The 15,776-nt window shown below is 61.4% G+C and carries 16 protein-coding genes and 1 other RNA gene; 10 read left to right on the top strand and 7 right to left on the bottom strand.

Annotated elements, in window-relative coordinates; genetic code table 11:
• Positions 1-3 precede the first annotated feature (3 nt).
• Together nudC and C9E91_RS00710 are read right to left on the bottom strand one after the other, a co-directional pair.
• Positions 4-963, bottom strand: a complete 960-nt coding sequence (gene nudC / locus C9E91_RS00715) for an NAD(+) diphosphatase (RefSeq protein WP_107106470.1) — start codon at positions 961-963, stop codon at positions 4-6.
• Positions 960-1,370 carry an HIT family protein gene (locus C9E91_RS00710; protein ID WP_107106469.1) on the bottom strand — a complete coding sequence of 137 codons (411 nt, stop codon included), beginning with the start codon at positions 1,368-1,370 and terminating at the stop codon, positions 960-962. Before C9E91_RS00710 ends, nudC begins: the two co-directional genes overlap by 4 nt.
• Positions 1,371-1,461: 91 nt before the next feature.
• On the opposite strand from C9E91_RS00710, the gene ffs reads away from it, so the two are divergent.
• The 3 genes from ffs (at position 1,462) to C9E91_RS00695 (ending at position 3,924) form a co-directional block, all read left to right on the top strand.
• An RNA gene (ffs, locus tag C9E91_RS00705) (signal recognition particle sRNA small type) lies at positions 1,462-1,558 on the top strand.
• A gap of 47 nt (positions 1,559-1,605) precedes the next feature.
• Positions 1,606-3,492: a DNA polymerase III subunit gamma/tau gene (locus tag C9E91_RS00700; protein ID WP_107106468.1), complete on the top strand. Its 1,887-nt coding sequence runs from the start codon at positions 1,606-1,608 to the stop codon at positions 3,490-3,492.
• A gap of 108 nt (positions 3,493-3,600) precedes the next feature.
• On the top strand, positions 3,601-3,924 hold the full coding sequence (locus C9E91_RS00695; RefSeq protein ID WP_028754649.1) for a YbaB/EbfC family nucleoid-associated protein: 324 nt from the start codon (positions 3,601-3,603) through the stop codon (positions 3,922-3,924).
• Positions 3,925-3,936: 12 nt separating this feature from the next.
• On the opposite strand, the gene C9E91_RS00690 is transcribed toward C9E91_RS00695, so the two are convergent.
• Complete coding sequence (locus C9E91_RS00690) at positions 3,937-4,413, bottom strand: Lrp/AsnC family transcriptional regulator (RefSeq protein ID WP_107106467.1); 477 nt, start codon at positions 4,411-4,413, stop codon at positions 3,937-3,939.
• 111 nt (positions 4,414-4,524) lie between these two features.
• Between C9E91_RS00690 and C9E91_RS00685 the strand changes: the two genes are divergently transcribed.
• Positions 4,525-5,061 (top strand): RBBP9/YdeN family alpha/beta hydrolase, encoded by a 537-nt coding sequence (locus C9E91_RS00685; protein ID WP_107106466.1) that lies wholly within the window; start codon positions 4,525-4,527, stop codon positions 5,059-5,061.
• Here C9E91_RS00685 and C9E91_RS00680 read toward each other — a convergent pair.
• Positions 5,058-5,675, bottom strand: a complete 618-nt coding sequence (locus C9E91_RS00680; protein WP_245407394.1) for an MOSC domain-containing protein — start codon at positions 5,673-5,675, stop codon at positions 5,058-5,060. The genes C9E91_RS00685 and C9E91_RS00680 overlap by 4 nt on opposite strands.
• Positions 5,676-5,732: 57 nt before the next feature.
• Here C9E91_RS00680 and recR point away from each other — a divergent pair, with 57 nt between their 5' ends.
• Positions 5,733-6,338: a recombination mediator RecR gene (recR, locus tag C9E91_RS00675; RefSeq protein ID WP_107106464.1), complete on the top strand. Its 606-nt coding sequence runs from the start codon at positions 5,733-5,735 to the stop codon at positions 6,336-6,338.
• Positions 6,339-6,574: 236 nt separating this feature from the next.
• Positions 6,575-7,846 (top strand): lytic murein transglycosylase, encoded by a 1,272-nt coding sequence (locus C9E91_RS00670; RefSeq protein ID WP_107106463.1) that lies wholly within the window; start codon positions 6,575-6,577, stop codon positions 7,844-7,846.
• 55 nt (positions 7,847-7,901) lie between these two features.
• On the opposite strand, the gene C9E91_RS00665 is transcribed toward C9E91_RS00670, so the two are convergent.
• Genes C9E91_RS00665 through C9E91_RS00655 form a run of 3 tightly spaced genes read right to left on the bottom strand, consistent with a single transcriptional unit; the run spans position 7,902 to position 9,561 of the window.
• Positions 7,902-8,348: a thioesterase family protein gene (locus tag C9E91_RS00665; protein WP_107106462.1), complete on the bottom strand. Its 447-nt coding sequence runs from the start codon at positions 8,346-8,348 to the stop codon at positions 7,902-7,904.
• Positions 8,345-9,112, bottom strand: a complete 768-nt coding sequence (locus C9E91_RS00660) for a class I SAM-dependent methyltransferase (RefSeq protein ID WP_107106461.1) — start codon at positions 9,110-9,112, stop codon at positions 8,345-8,347. The genes C9E91_RS00665 and C9E91_RS00660 overlap by 4 nt, the downstream gene beginning before the upstream one ends.
• Entirely contained in the window at positions 9,109-9,561 is a 453-nt protein-coding gene (locus tag C9E91_RS00655) for a MarR family winged helix-turn-helix transcriptional regulator (RefSeq protein WP_245407393.1), read from the bottom strand. Before C9E91_RS00655 ends, C9E91_RS00660 begins: the two co-directional genes overlap by 4 nt.
• Before the next feature lie 341 nt (positions 9,562-9,902).
• Between C9E91_RS00655 and rimP the strand changes: the two genes are divergently transcribed.
• From rimP to infB, 4 genes are all read left to right on the top strand, one after another.
• Positions 9,903-10,508, top strand: a complete 606-nt coding sequence (gene rimP, locus C9E91_RS00650; RefSeq protein ID WP_107106459.1) for a ribosome maturation factor RimP — start codon at positions 9,903-9,905, stop codon at positions 10,506-10,508.
• A 63-nt stretch (positions 10,509-10,571) separates the two neighbouring features.
• Positions 10,572-12,176, top strand: a complete 1,605-nt coding sequence (gene nusA / locus C9E91_RS00645; protein WP_107106458.1) for a transcription termination factor NusA — start codon at positions 10,572-10,574, stop codon at positions 12,174-12,176.
• Positions 12,173-12,865: an RNA-binding protein gene (locus tag C9E91_RS00640; protein WP_107106457.1), complete on the top strand. Its 693-nt coding sequence runs from the start codon at positions 12,173-12,175 to the stop codon at positions 12,863-12,865. Before nusA ends, C9E91_RS00640 begins: the two co-directional genes overlap by 4 nt.
• 101 nt (positions 12,866-12,966) lie before the next feature.
• Positions 12,967-15,708 (top strand): translation initiation factor IF-2, encoded by a 2,742-nt coding sequence (infB, locus tag C9E91_RS00635; RefSeq protein WP_107106456.1) that lies wholly within the window; start codon positions 12,967-12,969, stop codon positions 15,706-15,708.
• The last annotated feature ends 68 nt before the right edge of the window (positions 15,709-15,776 follow it).

Here is a 15,776-nt window from a genome sequence, read left to right as displayed (position 1 = left end):
CGCCTATCGCTTCCACTCCACCCAGTCGCGCATCAGGCGATGGGCGATGGCGCCCTTGGGTGGAGAGGTGTTGCCGGAGGCCGAGACACGATCGAGCATGGCGAGCGTCTCTTCCGGCGTGAACCAGCGGCAATCGTCAAGCTCGTTCGCATCGATATGGATCTCCCTCGACTTTGCCTCGGCATAGCAGCCGATCATCAGGGAATGTGGCATCGGCCAGGGCTGCGAGGCATGGTAGCGAACGCGGCCGATGTGGATGCCGGACTCCTCGTGCGTCTCGCGGCGCACGGCATTTTCGATGGTTTCGCCCGGTTCGACGAAACCGGCCAGACAGGAATACATGCCGGGCGCGAAATGATGGCTGCGGCCGAGCAAGCAGAGATTTTTCTCCTCGTCGATCGTCAGCATGATGACGACCGGATCGGTGCGCGGGAAGATCATGTGTTCGCAGGCCGTGCAGACGCGCTTATAGCCGCCGATGCGGAGCTCCATGACCGAGCCGCACCGGCCGCAGAAGCGGTTGTCGCCGTTCCAGCGGATAAGGCTCATGCCTTGCGCCGCTTCGCCAAGGATTTCGCCTTCGAGCAGGTGATCGCGCCAGAGCGCGCGCATGTCGGCGGGCTTGTAATGGCTGGCGAGTTCGTCGGCATTGATGCGCACCGGAACGGCCAGCCGCGGCTCGCCGGTCCTGCGGTAGCCAAGCAACACCGCCGCTTCCCAGTCCGGATCAAGCTCCTGCAGCTCGTAGCGGGCAAACAGCGGATCGAGCACCTGCCCATCATGCTTCAAAACAAGCCGATCCTGGGCAAATGCCAGGATATGCGTGCCTTCCTTGGCGAGCGCGTGCTTGATCGATTCCTCGTCGCGGTGCTCGGCATCCCGATTAAGCTGATTTTCCGCAAAGGCGGTAAGGCTGCTGGCTTCCGGGTGGGGGGCATCCGTAGAGAATATGGAATGGTTCATTGTGAAAGCGTGTCCCGCAACTTGGCTATGAAGCTGTTCATGTCTGCGTCCGCATAGGGTTCCGCCTTGCCATAGCCCCAGATCGGGCCGGGCCAGTTCGCATCCCCTTCGAACCGCGCAATGACATGAACATGAAGCTGACGGACGATATTTCCAAGGGCCCCGATGTTGATTTTTGTCGCTCCCGTTACCGTCTTCAAGGCAGCACCGACCTTGTTGGTCTCGAAGGTTAGCAGAACCTGATCGAGCGGCGTCAGCTCGAATATTTCCGATATGCCGGGCCGCCGGGGGATTAACACAAGCCATGGCCAGCGGCGATCCTTCATCAGCCGCACGTCGCAAAGGCCGGTAACAGCGACGGAAACGCTGTCATTCGCCAGACGATCGTCGAGCGCAAAATCCTGCAATGGGTCTTCCTCCGATGTTTTATCAAATGTTTAGCAGTTTTTTTTGAGCTTGGCTTGCTTTTGATGCCGATATTGCCGATATGTGCATCCGGGAGGTTGGTGGTGGACGAGCCACTCGCCAACCGGGTCAGGTCCGGAAGGAAGCAGCCCTAACGAGCCCGGCACGGGTCATCGTGCCAGCCTCCCACCCTTTCCGAAAGCAAGGCCCGGCTTTCAGCGGGCAATAAGCAGGGCAATGAGCGACACCGAGCGACAAGCAAAAGATGCCGCTTCGACCGGCACCGGTTACCGGGTGTTGGCCCGCAAATACCGGCCCAAGGATTTTACCGACCTGATGGTCGGGCAAGAGCCGATGGTTCGGACGCTGACCAATGCGTTCGAGACCGGCCGTATTGCCCAGGCCTATATGCTGACCGGCGTGCGCGGTGTCGGCAAGACAACGACGGCCCGCATCCTTGCGCGCGCCCTCAACTACAAGACCGCCGAAATCGACCGTCCGACCATCGACCTGCGTGAGCCCGGCCTGCATTGCCAGGCGATCATGGAAGGCCGGCATGTCGATGTCATCGAGATGGACGCTGCCTCGCATACCGGCATCGACGACATCAGAGAGATCATCGAGCAGGTGCGCTATCGCCCGGTTTCGGCGCGCTACAAGGTCTATATCATCGACGAAGTGCACATGCTGTCGACGGCCGCCTTCAACGGGTTGCTGAAGACGCTGGAAGAGCCGCCCGAGCATGTGAAATTCATCTTCGCCACCACCGAAATCCGCAAGGTGCCGATCACGGTGCTCTCGCGCTGCCAGCGCTTCGACCTGCGCCGCATCAGCGCTTCCGATCTCGTCGGCTTGTTCACCACCATCGCCGCCAAGGAAGGCATCGAGGCTGAGCCGGAAGCGCTCGCCATGATCGCCCGGGCCGCCGAAGGCTCGGCCCGCGATGGGTTGTCACTGCTCGATCAGGCCATCGCCCATGGCAGCGGTGTGGTTGCGGCGGATGCCGTCCGCTCGATGCTGGGGCTTGCCGATCGTGCGCGCATCGTCGATCTCTTCCACCATATCATCAAGGGCGATGTCGCCGCCGCACTGGCGGAATTCAACAGCCAGTATGAAGCCGGCGCCAATCCTGTCGTCGTGCTGACCGACCTTGCCGATTTCACCCATCTCGTCACCCGCCTGAAATATGTGCCCGATGCTGCCGACGATCCGTCGCTGAGCGAGGTCGAGCGCACGAAGGCAGTCGAATTCGCGCAAGGTGTCGCGGTTACGACGCTGTCGCGTTTCTGGCAGATGCTGCTGAAGGGCATTCCGGAGACTGAAACTGCTGCCCGCACGGCCGGCGCCGCTGAAATGGTGCTGATCCGCCTGGCCCATGCCGCCCATCTGCCGGCGCCGGAAGACGCAGCGCGGCGACTTGCCGAATTTTCGGATGGCAATAGCGGCGGAACGCGTCCTTCGCCCATTTCGTCGGCTGGCAACGGCATGGGAACACCGGTCTCCTATCAGGGCAATGTCATGGCGCGTGCGGTCGAAACCGCACCATCGCGGCCCGCCCCGTCGCCGGCAGCACCGGTCGCCATGCTGCGCTCGGTTCCGAATACGCAGCCGCAAGCGAGCCCTGTTATCGGCCGAATCGAGCCGAAACCCGCCGAAGCGCCGAAGCCGCTCGTCCCCGTCAATTCGATGGCCGATATCGCGGAACTTGCCGGCCAGAAGCGCGATCCGAAAGTGAAGGCGCTGGTGCGCAGCTTCGTTCGCCCGGTGCGGCTGGAGCCAGGCCGGCTCGACGTCAGCTTGGCGCCGGGTGCGCCGACAACGCTGCTGAACGAGCTTGCCGTCAAGCTGAAGGAATGGACCGGCATCCATTGGATCGTCAGCCTCAGCCGCGAGGAAGGCGAGCCGACGCTTGTGGAGGCCGAGGCGAACGCGCAGCAGCAGCGGGTCGCCGATGCCCGCCAGGACCCTGATGTCGCCGCAATCCTATCGCAATTTCCGGGCGCAAAGATCATCGACGTTCGCGTGCGGGCGCCCGATCCGGAAGAAGAGGAACAAGTGGCCGCTCCGGCGACTGCCGAATCCGTCGACGGCGATATCCTGCCGGGCGATGATATCGAATTCTAAGGGTATGATATCAAATCGAAGAGCCGTACTATAAAACGGAAAGCGGTTTTCGACCTGGATTGTAACCCAAAATAACAAGACAAAGACGAGAAAAAAGGACCAGCAACGATGCGCGACATCATGGGCATGATGGGCAAAGTGAAGGAAATGCAGGCCAAGATGGAAAAGATGCAGGCGGAAATCGCCGACATCCGGGCCGAAGGCAAAGCCGGCGGCGGCCTCGTTACCGTCACTGTGAACGGCAAGAGCCAGATGCTGTCCCTCAAGATCGATCCGTCGCTCTTCAAGGAAGACGATGTCGAAATCCTCGAGGACCTGATCGTCGCTGCCAATAAGGACGCCCAGGAAAAGGCCGAAGCACTGGCCGCCGAAAAGACCCGCGAACTGACCGCCGGCCTGCCGATCCCGCCCGGTTTCAAGCTGCCTTTCTGAGAAGCGCTCCGTTCAACGCACCATCGTCTTGCGGATGAGCTCGCGGCCGATCGGTTTCGCCGGCTCGTTCCGCAGCACCAGCGACGTGGTCACCGCGCCGTAGCGAGCGATGGAATCGACGATGGTTTCAAGGTCTGATGGTGTCGGCACCAGCACCTTGAGTAGGAAACAATCCTCGCCGGTCAGCCGCAGGACCTCGATAATCTGCGGCATCTCCGAAAATTGTTTCAGGCAGGGGCGTATATGCTCATGGGTCGTCCGCAGCCGGACGATCGCCATCATGCCGAGGCCGACGGCAGCGGGATCGACGACGGCGCGGTAGCCGGCAATGATGCCGCGCTCCTCAAGGCGCTTGAGACGTTCGGACGCGGCGGGCTGCGAAAGCCCGACCCGGCGGCCGAGTTCCGATACGGAAATCCGCCCATCACCTTGCAAAATCTCGATCATCGACAGATCGGTCGGGTCCAGGTCCTTCTCGAAGCTTTCCATCTCGCACCTTGAATTCATCGGCTGGCGCAAGTTTTATCCGATGGTTTGTGATGTCAACCGGCGATGCAGCGTGTCAATTTCCCTCCGTCAACACAGTGCGAGAGGAAAGACATGAGGGATATCATCGTCCTGCCCGGCCTTGGCGGTTCGGGGGAAGGTCACTGGCAAACCCTGTGGGAGCGGCAGAATCCCGAGATGCGCCGCTTTCAGCCGGCGAGTTGGGACAGGCCGGAATTGACGGATTGGCTCGCCGCGCTCGACCGGGAGATCAGCCGTTCCAGGACGCTGCCTATCCTTGTCGTCCACAGCCTCGCCTGCCAGTTGGTCGCGCACTGGGCGGCCTCCGCATCGGCAAAAATCCTCGGTGCTTTCCTCGTCTCCGCGCCAGATCCCACGGGCGACGTCTATCTGACGGAGGCCCCGAGCTTCGCCAATCCGCCGCGCCAACGATTGCCGTTTCCCTCGCTTCTCATCGCAAGCACCAACGATCCCTTCGGCTCGTTCGACTATGCGACGGAAAGTGCTGCTGTCTGGGGCAGCGAATTGATCGATGCCGGCGCGCTCGGCCACATCAATGCGAATTCCGGTATCGGCGATTGGCCGGAAGGGCAGGCGCTATTCGAACGGTTTTACACCGGGCTTGCTTAGGGATTGTCATCGAGAAGCGCTCTGAGCTTGTAATGAATAGGCGCGGAGAGATAACGCACCCGATCCTCCGGGGACAAACGTCTGCCGAAGGTCGCCATCAATTCCGGCATGGTGACCTTGGCGCCGGCATAGGGACTATAGGTCACCGGCATTCCGGCGGCAGCCGTGCCGTTTTTGATGACGCGGCAATAGATGCCGGGACGGCCGGCTTGCATATAGCGCTTGGCGAATTTCGGATCGCCCATCTTCGCCGCGAAGGTCGCACAGGGGATGCGGGCGGAGGTCACCTCCAGAACTAGATCGTCTGCTATGAATCTGTCACCCACCGCGACCTCGCGGTTATCGAGCCCCTCGATGACGATATTTTCGCCGAACGTACCGTATTCCAGCCGGCGCCCCAATTCGTTCGACCACCAATCCAGCGTCAGCGAACCCTCGACATAGACGGCCTGATCGGGTCCGCCGTGATGTTCGCCATTGCAGATAGCGTCGCCGATGATACCCTCGGCGTCGATCATGACCGCACCGCCGACCGCATGCTTATAGATGCCGGTCCTGTAGCTCTTGCCGGGAAGTTTTTCGGCGGCGCCGATGCAGACGGCCAGAATTTTCATAGGGCGATCATCCCTTCCGCGATTCCGTTCCGTCAGCATATGAGCTAAAAGCCTCCCATGGCAAAGCGAGTCACCGGCCCCGAAATCGAAAAACTCATCCAGCTCCTGGCAAAAGTGCCGGGCCTCGGCCCACGCTCGGCGCGACGCGCGGCATTGCACCTGATCAAGAAGAAGGATCAGTTGCTTGGCCCTCTTTCCCATGCCATGGGCGACGCCTACGACAAGGTGAAGATCTGCTCGCACTGCGGCAATGTCGATACCGTCGATCCCTGCACCGTCTGCACCGACGACCGGCGCGATCAGTCCGTCATCATCGTTGTCGAGGATGTCGCCGACCTCTGGGCGCTGGAACGCGCCGGCGCGATGAACGCCGCCTATCACGTACTTGGCGGCGTGCTGTCGCCGCTCGACGGCATCGGCCCTGATGATCTCAACATCCGCGGCCTGATCGAACGGGTCGGCGAGGGCGGTGTCCGCGAGATCATCATCGCCGTCAATGCGACGGTCGAAGGGCAAACCACAGCACACTATATAACCGACCAACTCGCCGGCCTGGAGGTAAAAATCACTCGCCTCGCCCATGGCGTACCAGTCGGTGGCGAACTCGACTATCTCGACGAAGGCACCCTGACGGCGGCGCTGCGGGCGCGAACGGCGATTTGAAGGAGGAAAACGGATTGGCGCAAGGACATTGCCTTTCGCTCGCGCTCAAGGCGCTCGTCGCCAGTGCTCCTCGCAACCCCCCTCTGCCCTTTCAGGCATCTCCCCCACAAGGGGGGAGATCGATAGCCTGTGGCACCGCTCTACCTCAAATCGCGATTGTCTCCGAAGAGACTAAAGCATATCGGGTTCGCGAAAGGCGCGGCAAACTCCCAACGATCTCCCCCCTTGTGGGGGAGATGTCCCGAAAGGGACAGAGGGGGGTATCAGTGGTGCGGCAGATTCTTTGCTTCCTTTCGCTCCTTTGCATCCTCCTCCCTCTCCCCGCCCTCGCCGCCTCAAAAGCCGATGTCGAAGCGCAGTTCCAAAGCTGGGTGCAACAGAACCTCTGGCCGGAAGCGCAGAAGGACGGCATTTCTGAAAAGACCTTCAAGGCCGCTTTTTCCGGCATAACGCTGAATTGGGATCTGCCGGATCTCGTGCCGCCGGGTTTTCCAAAGCCGAAGGAACAGCCGCAGACGCAGGCGGAATTCTCCTCGCCCGCCCCCTATTTCAACGAGGCGCGGCTGCAGAAGCTGGCGGCGACCGGGCGTAGCTTCGCTTCACAATATGGTCCGACGCTGAAAAGGATCGAGAAGGTCTACGGCGTGCCTGGGCCGATCGTGCTGGCGATCTGGGGTCGCGAGACCGGCTTCGGAGCGGCGAAACTGCCGAATTCGGCGATCCAGGTGCTGGCGACCAAGGCCTTCATGTCGACGCGCAAGGAGATGTTCCGCACCGAACTCATCGCAGCGCTCAGCATTCTTGAGCATGGCGACGTCACGCCCGATCAGTTCATGGGCTCCTGGGCCGGCGCGCTCGGCCAGCCGCAGTTCATGCCGACCAGCTATCTGAAATATGCTGTTGATTTCGACGGCGACGGCCATCGCAATATCTGGACGTCGGTGCCGGATACGCTCGCTTCCATAGCCAACTATTTAGTTCAGAAGGGCTGGCAGCGCGGCCGCGGTTGGGGCTACGAAGTGACGATCCCGGAAAATGTTTCCTGCGCGCAGGAGGGGCCGGATCTCGCCAAGCCGATTTCGCATTGGACCTCGCTCGGTATCGCCAGGATTTCCGGCAAGACTTTTCCGTCCGATGAGCTACGCGCGAATGGCATGATGCTCGTGCCGGCCGGCCGCGACGGGCCGGAATTCATCGTCACGCCGAATTTCTACGTCATCAAGGAATACAATAATTCCGATCTCTACGGCCTCTACATCGGCAATCTCGCCGACCGCATCGCCTATGGCTCCGGCGCCTTCCAGGGCCAATGGGGCGATGTCGGCAAGATGCTGCGCTCCGACGTCGCCGGCATGCAGGTGACCTTGGAGCACAAGGGATACGATGTCGGCGGCACCGACGGATTGCCGGGCTACAAGACCCGCCGATCGATCGGCCAATGGCAGGAAAAGAGCGGCCGCAAGCCCACCTGCTATCCCGACAGCTCGATGCTCGGCGTGCTGAAATAAGCGGAATTTGGCGGCTTTCGGCCCGAAGCAGACTAGCGTCTTGGCGTGAGCACCTTCAAGGATGCGTTGTTGCCGCTGCAGACTTCTCGCCAAGTCTCTTCATGAAGCGATCCATCTCAATGATGGCGCGTCGGTGCGTTCCCTCTCCGATGACACCGGCATCGTCGCGGCAGGTTACCTTGAACAGGAGCGACCTTCCCTCGATCTCGATCAACTCTATTTCGGCCGTGACGGTCATCCCGACAGGTGTTGCGGCGACGTGACTGACATCGACATGAGTGCCAACTGTGCGTTGCCCCGAGCTGAGGAAAGGCCGCAGGGCCTGCACGCATGTTTGCTCGATGAAGGCGATCATCATTGCCGTCGCCAGCACTGGCGGCATGTCACGGAAGCCAGGCCAAGATTCGTCGATCTCAGGCACAGTGTGAATTGGAGCAACGGAAAGGCGTTCCGTATGACGCAGTCCGACAGAGAGCAGAGGTAATGTGTTGGACTGGCTCATAGTTTCCCCAATCGCATGTTGATCGGCCAGGAAATCGGCAGCTTGCTTGTGGGGCTGCCCCAGATCGCCGAGATATCGCGGAAGAAGTTTTCTAGGATGTCGCCCCGCCCAGCCTCATTTACGCGCCGGACGGCGGACCAAGTCGACAGATAACCCAGCAATTCTCCGAGTTCCCAGACACGATCTATGGTCATTTCGGGATACGATATCTCCTCGAACGGAAACTCGATGTCGGAATATCCAGAGTCCACAAGCCTGCGCTCCGGCGGCCAGTAGGGGCCGATTTCATCGTGGTAGAAGCTATTGAACCGATCCTGAAGGTCAGAAGGCGCGAGCCGCATGACGTCGTAGCTGATCAACGCGATGACCGCGCCGTCATCTGCTACACGCCGTGCCTCCTCGTAGAATCGCGGGCGGTCGAACCAATGGGCCGCCTGTGCCGCGGTTATCAAACTCGCGCTTCCGTTAGGCAGCGGAAGTTGTTCCGCAGGTGCGCAGAGATACGCCACGTTGGCGTGCCGGTGCGCGTTGGCGATCTGGTCTTCGCTGGGATCGATGCCGATCACCCTCTTGAATTGGTCCGCGAGCTGTCGCGTCAGTTGCCCGTTTCCGCATCCGACATCGACAGCGCAACCCCGCCCGCCGACGGTCTGCGCCAGGAACGTCGAAAGTCCCGCGGGATATTCGGGTCTGAACAACGCGTAGGCGCTGCCCCCCTTGTCGAACCAGTTTTTGGCGGTTGTGATCTCGGCGTTCCCAGTCATGAATCTCTCCCGCACTTTTCGGCGTCCGCCAATCGATCCGCAAAGCCCTGTCTTTCCAAGGCAGTCGCGAGGTTTCCCAGAACTTTCAGGACCGGAAACCCGATCTCCGCCTCAAGCTCGCGGATGGCACGGAACGTCGTTTCCCAATGAGGTTCCAGCCTCTTCAGAAGTTCGGAGCCGCGCTTGGTCAGCTTGAGGCCGCTCTTCCGCCCGTCATCCAATGCATGCCGAACGACCAATCCGTCCTTCAGCATCAGGCTAACGGTTTGGCTAATCGCCCCTTGGGTGAGGCTGCTGGCGCTCGTAATGTCGGTCACGGTAACGGCTCCGGCGCTGAGGGCGCGCAACACGGGTGTGTAGCGGGGGCGATAGTCGATATCGAGTGCCCGATACCGCTCGGCCGCGCCTTGGTCGACAAGTTCGCTGACATAACGGAGGAGTTCGCCCAAACCGGGCCTGTCTTTGTTATTCATGATAAGCAAATTACATTAGCGCTAATGTAATTTCAAGTGAGCATCGTCTTCGCGCCCGTCGTCGGCAAAAAAATAGCGATGACCGCTATCGGCGCAAAGTTGCCGTCCATGACGCCCGGAAAACTTAACGGCACCTGCTACAGAATTCCGGAAATAATCCGCAAAGCCGGCTTTGCGTGCGAAGACCTTGCAATTTGACGGGAACGGGCTTATATCGGCATCAAATTCTTGATCGTGTGATGAAGAGTGGGCCGCAAGGACCCGCTCTTTTTTATTAGCTCGATCTCCAAATGCATGCACAATGCAGGAGTGAACGCTTGTCGGAAGAGACAAACGCAGACAATGCCAATGAACCGCGGCTGATCGTCGAAACCGGCCTCGACCAGCGGATTGCCGCCATCATCGAGCCTGTGCTTGTGGGCATGGGCTTCCGTCTGGTGCGCGCGCGCCTTCTCAATCAGAACGGCCTGACATTGCAGATCATGACCGAGCGCAACGACGGCACAATGACCGTCGAGGATTGCGAAGAGGTCTCGACGGCGATTTCGCCGGTGCTGGATGTGGAAGATCCGATCGATAAAGCGTATCATCTGGAAGTGTCTTCGCCCGGCATTGATCGCCCGATGGTGCGCAAGTCGGATTTCAGCCGCTGGATCGGTCATCTCATCAAGTGCGAGACCTCGATCCTGGTGGATAACCGCAAGCGGTTCCGTGGCAAGATCGCCGATGTCAGCGCCGATGGTTTTACGATCGAGCGCGACCAGGTTGCCTACGGCGAAGAGCCGAAGGTGACCATTCCGTTCAGCACGCTGGCCGATGCCAAGCTGATCCTGACGGACGACCTCATCCGCGATGCACTGCGCGCCGACAAGCTGGCGAAAGCCGAGGCTGCGAACCAGAACGAAGCGGACGAAGAAGAATAACCGATCAACGAACCGCCGTACGGGACGGGAACCCCCACGGCAGGAAGACGGAGACTAAAGACAATGGCAGTCAGTGCGAACCGGCTAGAACTTCTGCAGATCGCAGATGCAGTGGCGCGCGAAAAGGTCATCGACCGCGAGATCGTGCTTGCCGCTATGGCGGACGCGATCCAGAAGGCCGCGCGCTCGCGTTACGGCACGGAGTCGAACATCCGCGCCGACATCAATCCGAAGACCGGCGAAATCCGTCTGCAGCGCCTGCTCGAAGTCGTCGAAAAGGCCGAGGACTATTCCACGCAGATCCCGCTGGAACTGGCTCGCGACCGCAACCCCGACGCCGCCCTCGGCGATTTCATTGCCGATCCGCTGCCGCCGATGGATTTCGGCCGTATTGCCGCCCAGTCGGCCAAGCAGGTCATCGTGCAGAAGGTGCGCGAAGCCGAGCGTGACCGCCAGTTCGACGAGTTCAAGGATCGCGTCGGCGAAATCGTCAACGGCACGGTCAAGCGCGTCGAATACGGCAATGTCATCGTCGACCTCGGCCGCGGCGAAGGCATCATCCGCCGCGACGAGATGATCCCGCGTGAAAACTTCCGCTACGGCGACCGCGTTCGCGCTTACGTCTACGACGTGCGCCGCGAACAGCGCGGCCCGCAGATCTTCCTGTCGCGCACGCATCCGCAGTTCATGGTCAAGCTCTTCACCATGGAAGTGCCGGAAATCTACGATGGCATCATCCAGGTGAAGTCGGTTGCCCGCGATCCGGGCTCGCGCGCCAAGATCGCCGTCATTTCGAACGACTCGTCGATCGATCCGGTCGGCGCCTGCGTCGGTATGCGCGGTTCGCGCGTTCAGGCCGTCGTCGGCGAGCTGCAGGGCGAAAAGATCGACATCATTCCGTGGTCCAACGAACCGGCGAACTTCGTCGTCAACGCGCTGCAGCCGGCGGAAGTCGCCAAGGTCGTTCTCGATGAGGATGCAGAGCGCATCGAAGTCGTGGTTCCGGACGAGCAGCTCTCGCTGGCCATCGGCCGCCGCGGCCAGAACGTCCGTCTCGCCTCGCAGTTGACCGGCTGGGACATCGACATCATGACGGAGGCCGAGGAATCGGAACGCCGTCAGAAGGAATTCAACGAGCGTACCAACCTGTTCATGGATGCGCTCGACGTCGACGAAATGGTCGGCCAGGTTCTGGCCTCCGAAGGCTTTGCCGCCGTCGAAGAACTGGCCTATGTCGATCTTGACGAAATTTCGTCTATCGACGGTTTCGACGAAGAGACCGCCCAGGAAATCCAGGATCGCGCCCGCGAATATCTGGAGCGCCTGGAAGCCGAAATGGACGAGAAGCGCAAGACGCTCGGCGTTTCCGACGAGCTGCGCCAGATCAACGGCATGACCGCACAGATGATGGTCGCCCTCGGCGAGGACGGCATCAAGACGATCGAGGACTTTGCGGGCTGCGCCGCCGACGATCTCGTCGGCTGGACCGAACGCAAGAACGGCGAAACGAAGAAGTTCGAAGGCCTGTTCTCGAAGCTCGAAGTGTCGCGCGTCGAGGCCGAGCAGATGGTCGTGCAGGCCCGCCTGCTGGCCGGCTGGATCACCGAAGCCGATCTCGCCTCCGAGGCGGAAGAGGCAACGGAGGATGAGGCCGAGCAGGAAGCATGATGAGCACCGGGGGACCGGACGCATCGCCTGAAGACGACGATCTCAGCGGTGGCGACCTGAACGGCCGTATGTGCATCGTAACACGCGAAAGCGGATCACCGGATGAGCTGATCCGCTTCGTAGCCGCTCCGGACGGGACCGTGGTTCCCGATCTGAAGCGGCAACTGCCGGGACGCGGCTGCTGGGTCAAACTCGACCGGACGCTGGTGGACAAGGCAGTGGCGAAGAAACTGTTTTCTCGCGCCCTGAAGGCGGAGGTGACGGCACCGAGCGATCTCGGCGCCACCGTCGACCGCCTTCTTGCAGCGCAACTCGCCGGGATGATGAACATGGCGCGCAAGGCGGGCCAGTTCGTCAGCGGCTCGTCGAAGGTCGATGGCGCCGTTCGCAACGGCTCGGCACTTGCCGTGTTCCATGCGATGGATGCTGCCGCCGACGGCGTTCGCAAGATCGACCAGGCACGCAAGGCCTGGCATCTTGGTATGGAGACTGAAAAGGAAATACCGTCATTCCGTGTCTTCACGGAGGCGGAAATGGAAGAACTGATGGGCCAGAACGCTTTTATCCATGCCGCAGCGCTTGCAGGGCAGGCAGGAGAGGGTGTAGTGAAGCGCGCAAACCTGCTCGAACGGTACCGCAACGGCGGTCAGTCCCGGGCAACGGGCGGCGCTGGCCGGCGAAAACAATGACGCGGTCACCGGTCGATACCGGACGCCTCATTAAGGTACATGCATTGAACGACAGGGTCTGACGGACGATTCCGTACCCTGTCCGAAGGAACGGGAACGGAATGACCGATAGTAAAGACGACAAGACGCTGAGTGTTTCGGGTAAGAAGACCCTCACCCTGAAGCCCTCAGGCGTGAACCAGGGCACTGTGCGCCAGGACATAGGCCGCGGTCGCACCAAGGCGGTCGTGGTCGAAACTCGTAAGCGCCGCCCGCTACGCCCCGAAGACGAAAAGCCGATGATCACCCCGACGACAACGACGGCTGCCGCGACGGCATCCGTAACGCGCGTCGCGGAACCGACACCGCAGCCGCCGCGCCCGCCGCAGCCGGCTCCGCGCATTCATCAGCCGGGTGGCCAGCAGCAGCGGCCGCAGCAATCCAACCAGAACAACCAGCAGCGTCTGCAGCAAGACCGCTCGTCGCGACCGGTGGTTCTCAACCATCTGTCGGCCGGCGAAATGGATGCGCGACGCCGCGCACTTGCCGAAGCCCAGGCACGCGATGCCGCCGATGCGGTCCGCCGCGCCGAGGAAGAGGCTCGCCGCCAGCAGGAAGAAGAAGCACGCCGCATCGCTGAACAGGCCGAAGCTGCCCACCGCGCCGCCGAAGAGGCTGCCCGCGCCGCAGAAGCCAAGGTCGAGGCGCCCGCACCGGTCGAAGCCAAGGTGGAAGCACCGAAGCCCACGGTTCAGCCGGCCGCAGCGCCCGTCGTTGCCCGTCGCCCGGATGCGGCTCCCCAGGCTGCACGCCCCGGCGCTCCCGCCGCGGAAGCGCCCGCCAACCGCCGCCGGCTCAACCAAGAAGACGACGATCGCGGCCCGCCGCGTGGTGGCCCTGCTCGCGGCAAGGTCGTCCGCCCCGAACCGGCAAAGCCGGTCACCACGCGTCCGAAGACGGACGAGGAACGCCGCCGCGGCAAGCTGACAGTGACGACGGCCGACGTCGACGAAGACGGCAGCGCCCGCGGCCGTTCGCTTTCGGCCATGCGCCGCCGTCAGGAAAAGTTCCGCCGCAGCCAGATGCAGGAAACGCGCGAGAAGATTTCGCGCGAAGTCGTGCTGCCCGAAACCATCACCATTCAGGAACTGTCCCAGCGCATGTCCGAACGCGCCGTCGACGTCATCAAGTTCCTGATGAAGGAAGGCCAGATGATGAAGCCGGGCGACGTCATCGACGCCGATCTGGCCGAGCTCATCGCCGGCGAATTCGGCCATACCGTCAAGCGCGTTTCGGAATCGGATATCGAACAAGGCATCTTCAACGTTGTCGACGAAGACGGCGAAATGATTTCCCGTCCGCCCGTCGTCACCATCATGGGTCACGTCGACCACGGCAAGACCTCGTTGCTCGACGCCATCCGCCACGCCAACGTGGTGGCCGGCGAAGCCGGTGGCATCACCCAGCATATCGGCGCCTATCAGGTCGAGCAGAACGGTCAGAAGATCACCTTCATCGACACTCCCGGTCACGCCGCCTTCACGGCAATGCGTGCCCGCGGCGCTCAAGCGACCGACATCGCCATCCTGGTGGTTGCGGCTGACGACAGCGTGATGCCGCAGACGATCGAATCGATCAACCACGCCAAGGCGGCCGGTGTTCCGATCATCGTTGCGATCAACAAGATCGACAAGCATGAAGCCAATCCGCAGAAGGTCCGCACGGAACTGCTGCAGTACGAGGTCTTCGTCGAATCCATGGGCGGTGAAGTGCTCGACGTGGAAGTTTCCGCGAAGAACCGCACCAACCTCGACAAGCTGCTCGAAGCCATCCTGTTGCAGTCGGAAATCCTTGATCTCAAGGCCAATCCGAACCGCACGGCAGAAGGCACCGTCATCGAAGCCCAGCTCGATCGTGGCCGTGGCTCCGTTGCCACCGTCCTCGTTCAGAAGGGCACGTTGCGTCCGGGTCAGATCGTCGTTGCCGGCGACCAGTGGGGCCGTGTGCGCGCACTGATCAACGACAAGGGCGAGCATGTGAAGGAAGCGACGCCGGCGACGCCGGTCGAGGTTCTCGGTCTGTCGGGCACGCCGGCGGCGGGCGACAAGTTCGCTGTCGTCGAAAGCGAAAGCCGCGCTCGCGAGATTTCCGAATATCGTCAGCGTCTGGCCCGCGACAAGGCCGCTGCCCGTCAGTCCGGCCAGCGCGGTTCGCTTGAACAGATGATGACCCAGCTACAGAGCGTCGGCGTGAAGGAATTCCCGCTGGTGATCAAGGGCGACGTGCAGGGCTCGATCGAAGCCATTGCCGGCGCGCTCGACAAGCTCGGCACCGACGAAGTTCGTGCCCGCATCGTCCATTCGGGCGCAGGCGGCATCACCGAGTCCGACGTGTCGCTGGCCGAAGCCTCCAATGCGGCCATCATCGGCTTCAACGTCCGCGCCAACGCTCAGGCACGTCAGTTCGCCGAGCGCGAAGGCATCGAAATCCGCTACTACAACATCATCTACGATCTCGTCGATGACGTGAAGGCGGCGATGTCGGGCCTGCTGTCTCCGGAACGTCGCGAGACCTTCCTCGGCAACGCCGAAATCCTCGAGGTGTTCAACATCACGAAGGTCGGCAAGGTCGCGGGTTGCCGCGTCACCGAAGGCAAGGTCGAGCGCGGCGTCGGTGTTCGTCTGGTACGCGACAACGTCGTCATCCACGAAGGCAAGCTCAAGACGCTCAAGCGCTTCAAGGACGAAGTCTCCGAAGTCAATGTCGGCCAGGAATGCGGTATGGCCTTCGAGAACTACGAAGACATTCGCGCCGGCGACACGATCGAGTGCTTCCGCGTCGAGCACATCACCCGTACGCTGTAAGGCAGGATAGATTGAAATATTGGGACGGGCGCCGGAACATCCAGTCCGGCGCCCGAACCTTTTGGGAC

Origin of the sequence: Rhizobium sp. SEMIA4064, assembly GCF_003025035.1 — a bacterium.
GTDB lineage: Bacteria > Pseudomonadota > Alphaproteobacteria > Rhizobiales > Rhizobiaceae > Rhizobium > Rhizobium paranaense.
The sequence above is the reverse complement of the archived record's forward strand: the minus strand, read 5'-3'. Positions and strand labels throughout refer to the sequence as shown.

What these genes read in the sequence shown, in the direction of transcription:
- C9E91_RS00680 (WP_245407394.1), bottom strand. Translation starts at nt 5,675, where the DNA reads ATGAAAATTCTGGCCGTCTGCATCGGCGCCGCCGAAAAACTTCCCGGC.
- C9E91_RS00700 (WP_107106468.1), top strand. Translation starts at nt 1,606, where the DNA reads ATGAGCGACACCGAGCGACAAGCAAAAGATGCCGCTTCGACCGGCACC.
- C9E91_RS00695 (WP_028754649.1), top strand. Translation starts at nt 3,601, where the DNA reads ATGCGCGACATCATGGGCATGATGGGCAAAGTGAAGGAAATGCAGGCC.
- C9E91_RS00670 (WP_107106463.1), top strand. Translation starts at nt 6,575, where the DNA reads ATGTCCCGAAAGGGACAGAGGGGGGTATCAGTGGTGCGGCAGATTCTT.
- recR (WP_107106464.1), top strand. Translation starts at nt 5,733, where the DNA reads ATGGCAAAGCGAGTCACCGGCCCCGAAATCGAAAAACTCATCCAGCTC.
- C9E91_RS00660 (WP_107106461.1), bottom strand. Translation starts at nt 9,112, where the DNA reads ATGACTGGGAACGCCGAGATCACAACCGCCAAAAACTGGTTCGACAAG.
- infB (WP_107106456.1), top strand. Translation starts at nt 12,967, where the DNA reads ATGACCGATAGTAAAGACGACAAGACGCTGAGTGTTTCGGGTAAGAAG.
- C9E91_RS00640 (WP_107106457.1), top strand. Translation starts at nt 12,173, where the DNA reads ATGATGAGCACCGGGGGACCGGACGCATCGCCTGAAGACGACGATCTC.
- C9E91_RS00665 (WP_107106462.1), bottom strand. Translation starts at nt 8,348, where the DNA reads ATGAGCCAGTCCAACACATTACCTCTGCTCTCTGTCGGACTGCGTCAT.
- C9E91_RS00685 (WP_107106466.1), top strand. Translation starts at nt 4,525, where the DNA reads ATGAGGGATATCATCGTCCTGCCCGGCCTTGGCGGTTCGGGGGAAGGT.
- nudC (WP_107106470.1), bottom strand. Translation starts at nt 963, where the DNA reads ATGAACCATTCCATATTCTCTACGGATGCCCCCCACCCGGAAGCCAGC.
- nusA (WP_107106458.1), top strand. Translation starts at nt 10,572, where the DNA reads ATGGCAGTCAGTGCGAACCGGCTAGAACTTCTGCAGATCGCAGATGCA.
- C9E91_RS00690 (WP_107106467.1), bottom strand. Translation starts at nt 4,413, where the DNA reads ATGGAAAGCTTCGAGAAGGACCTGGACCCGACCGATCTGTCGATGATC.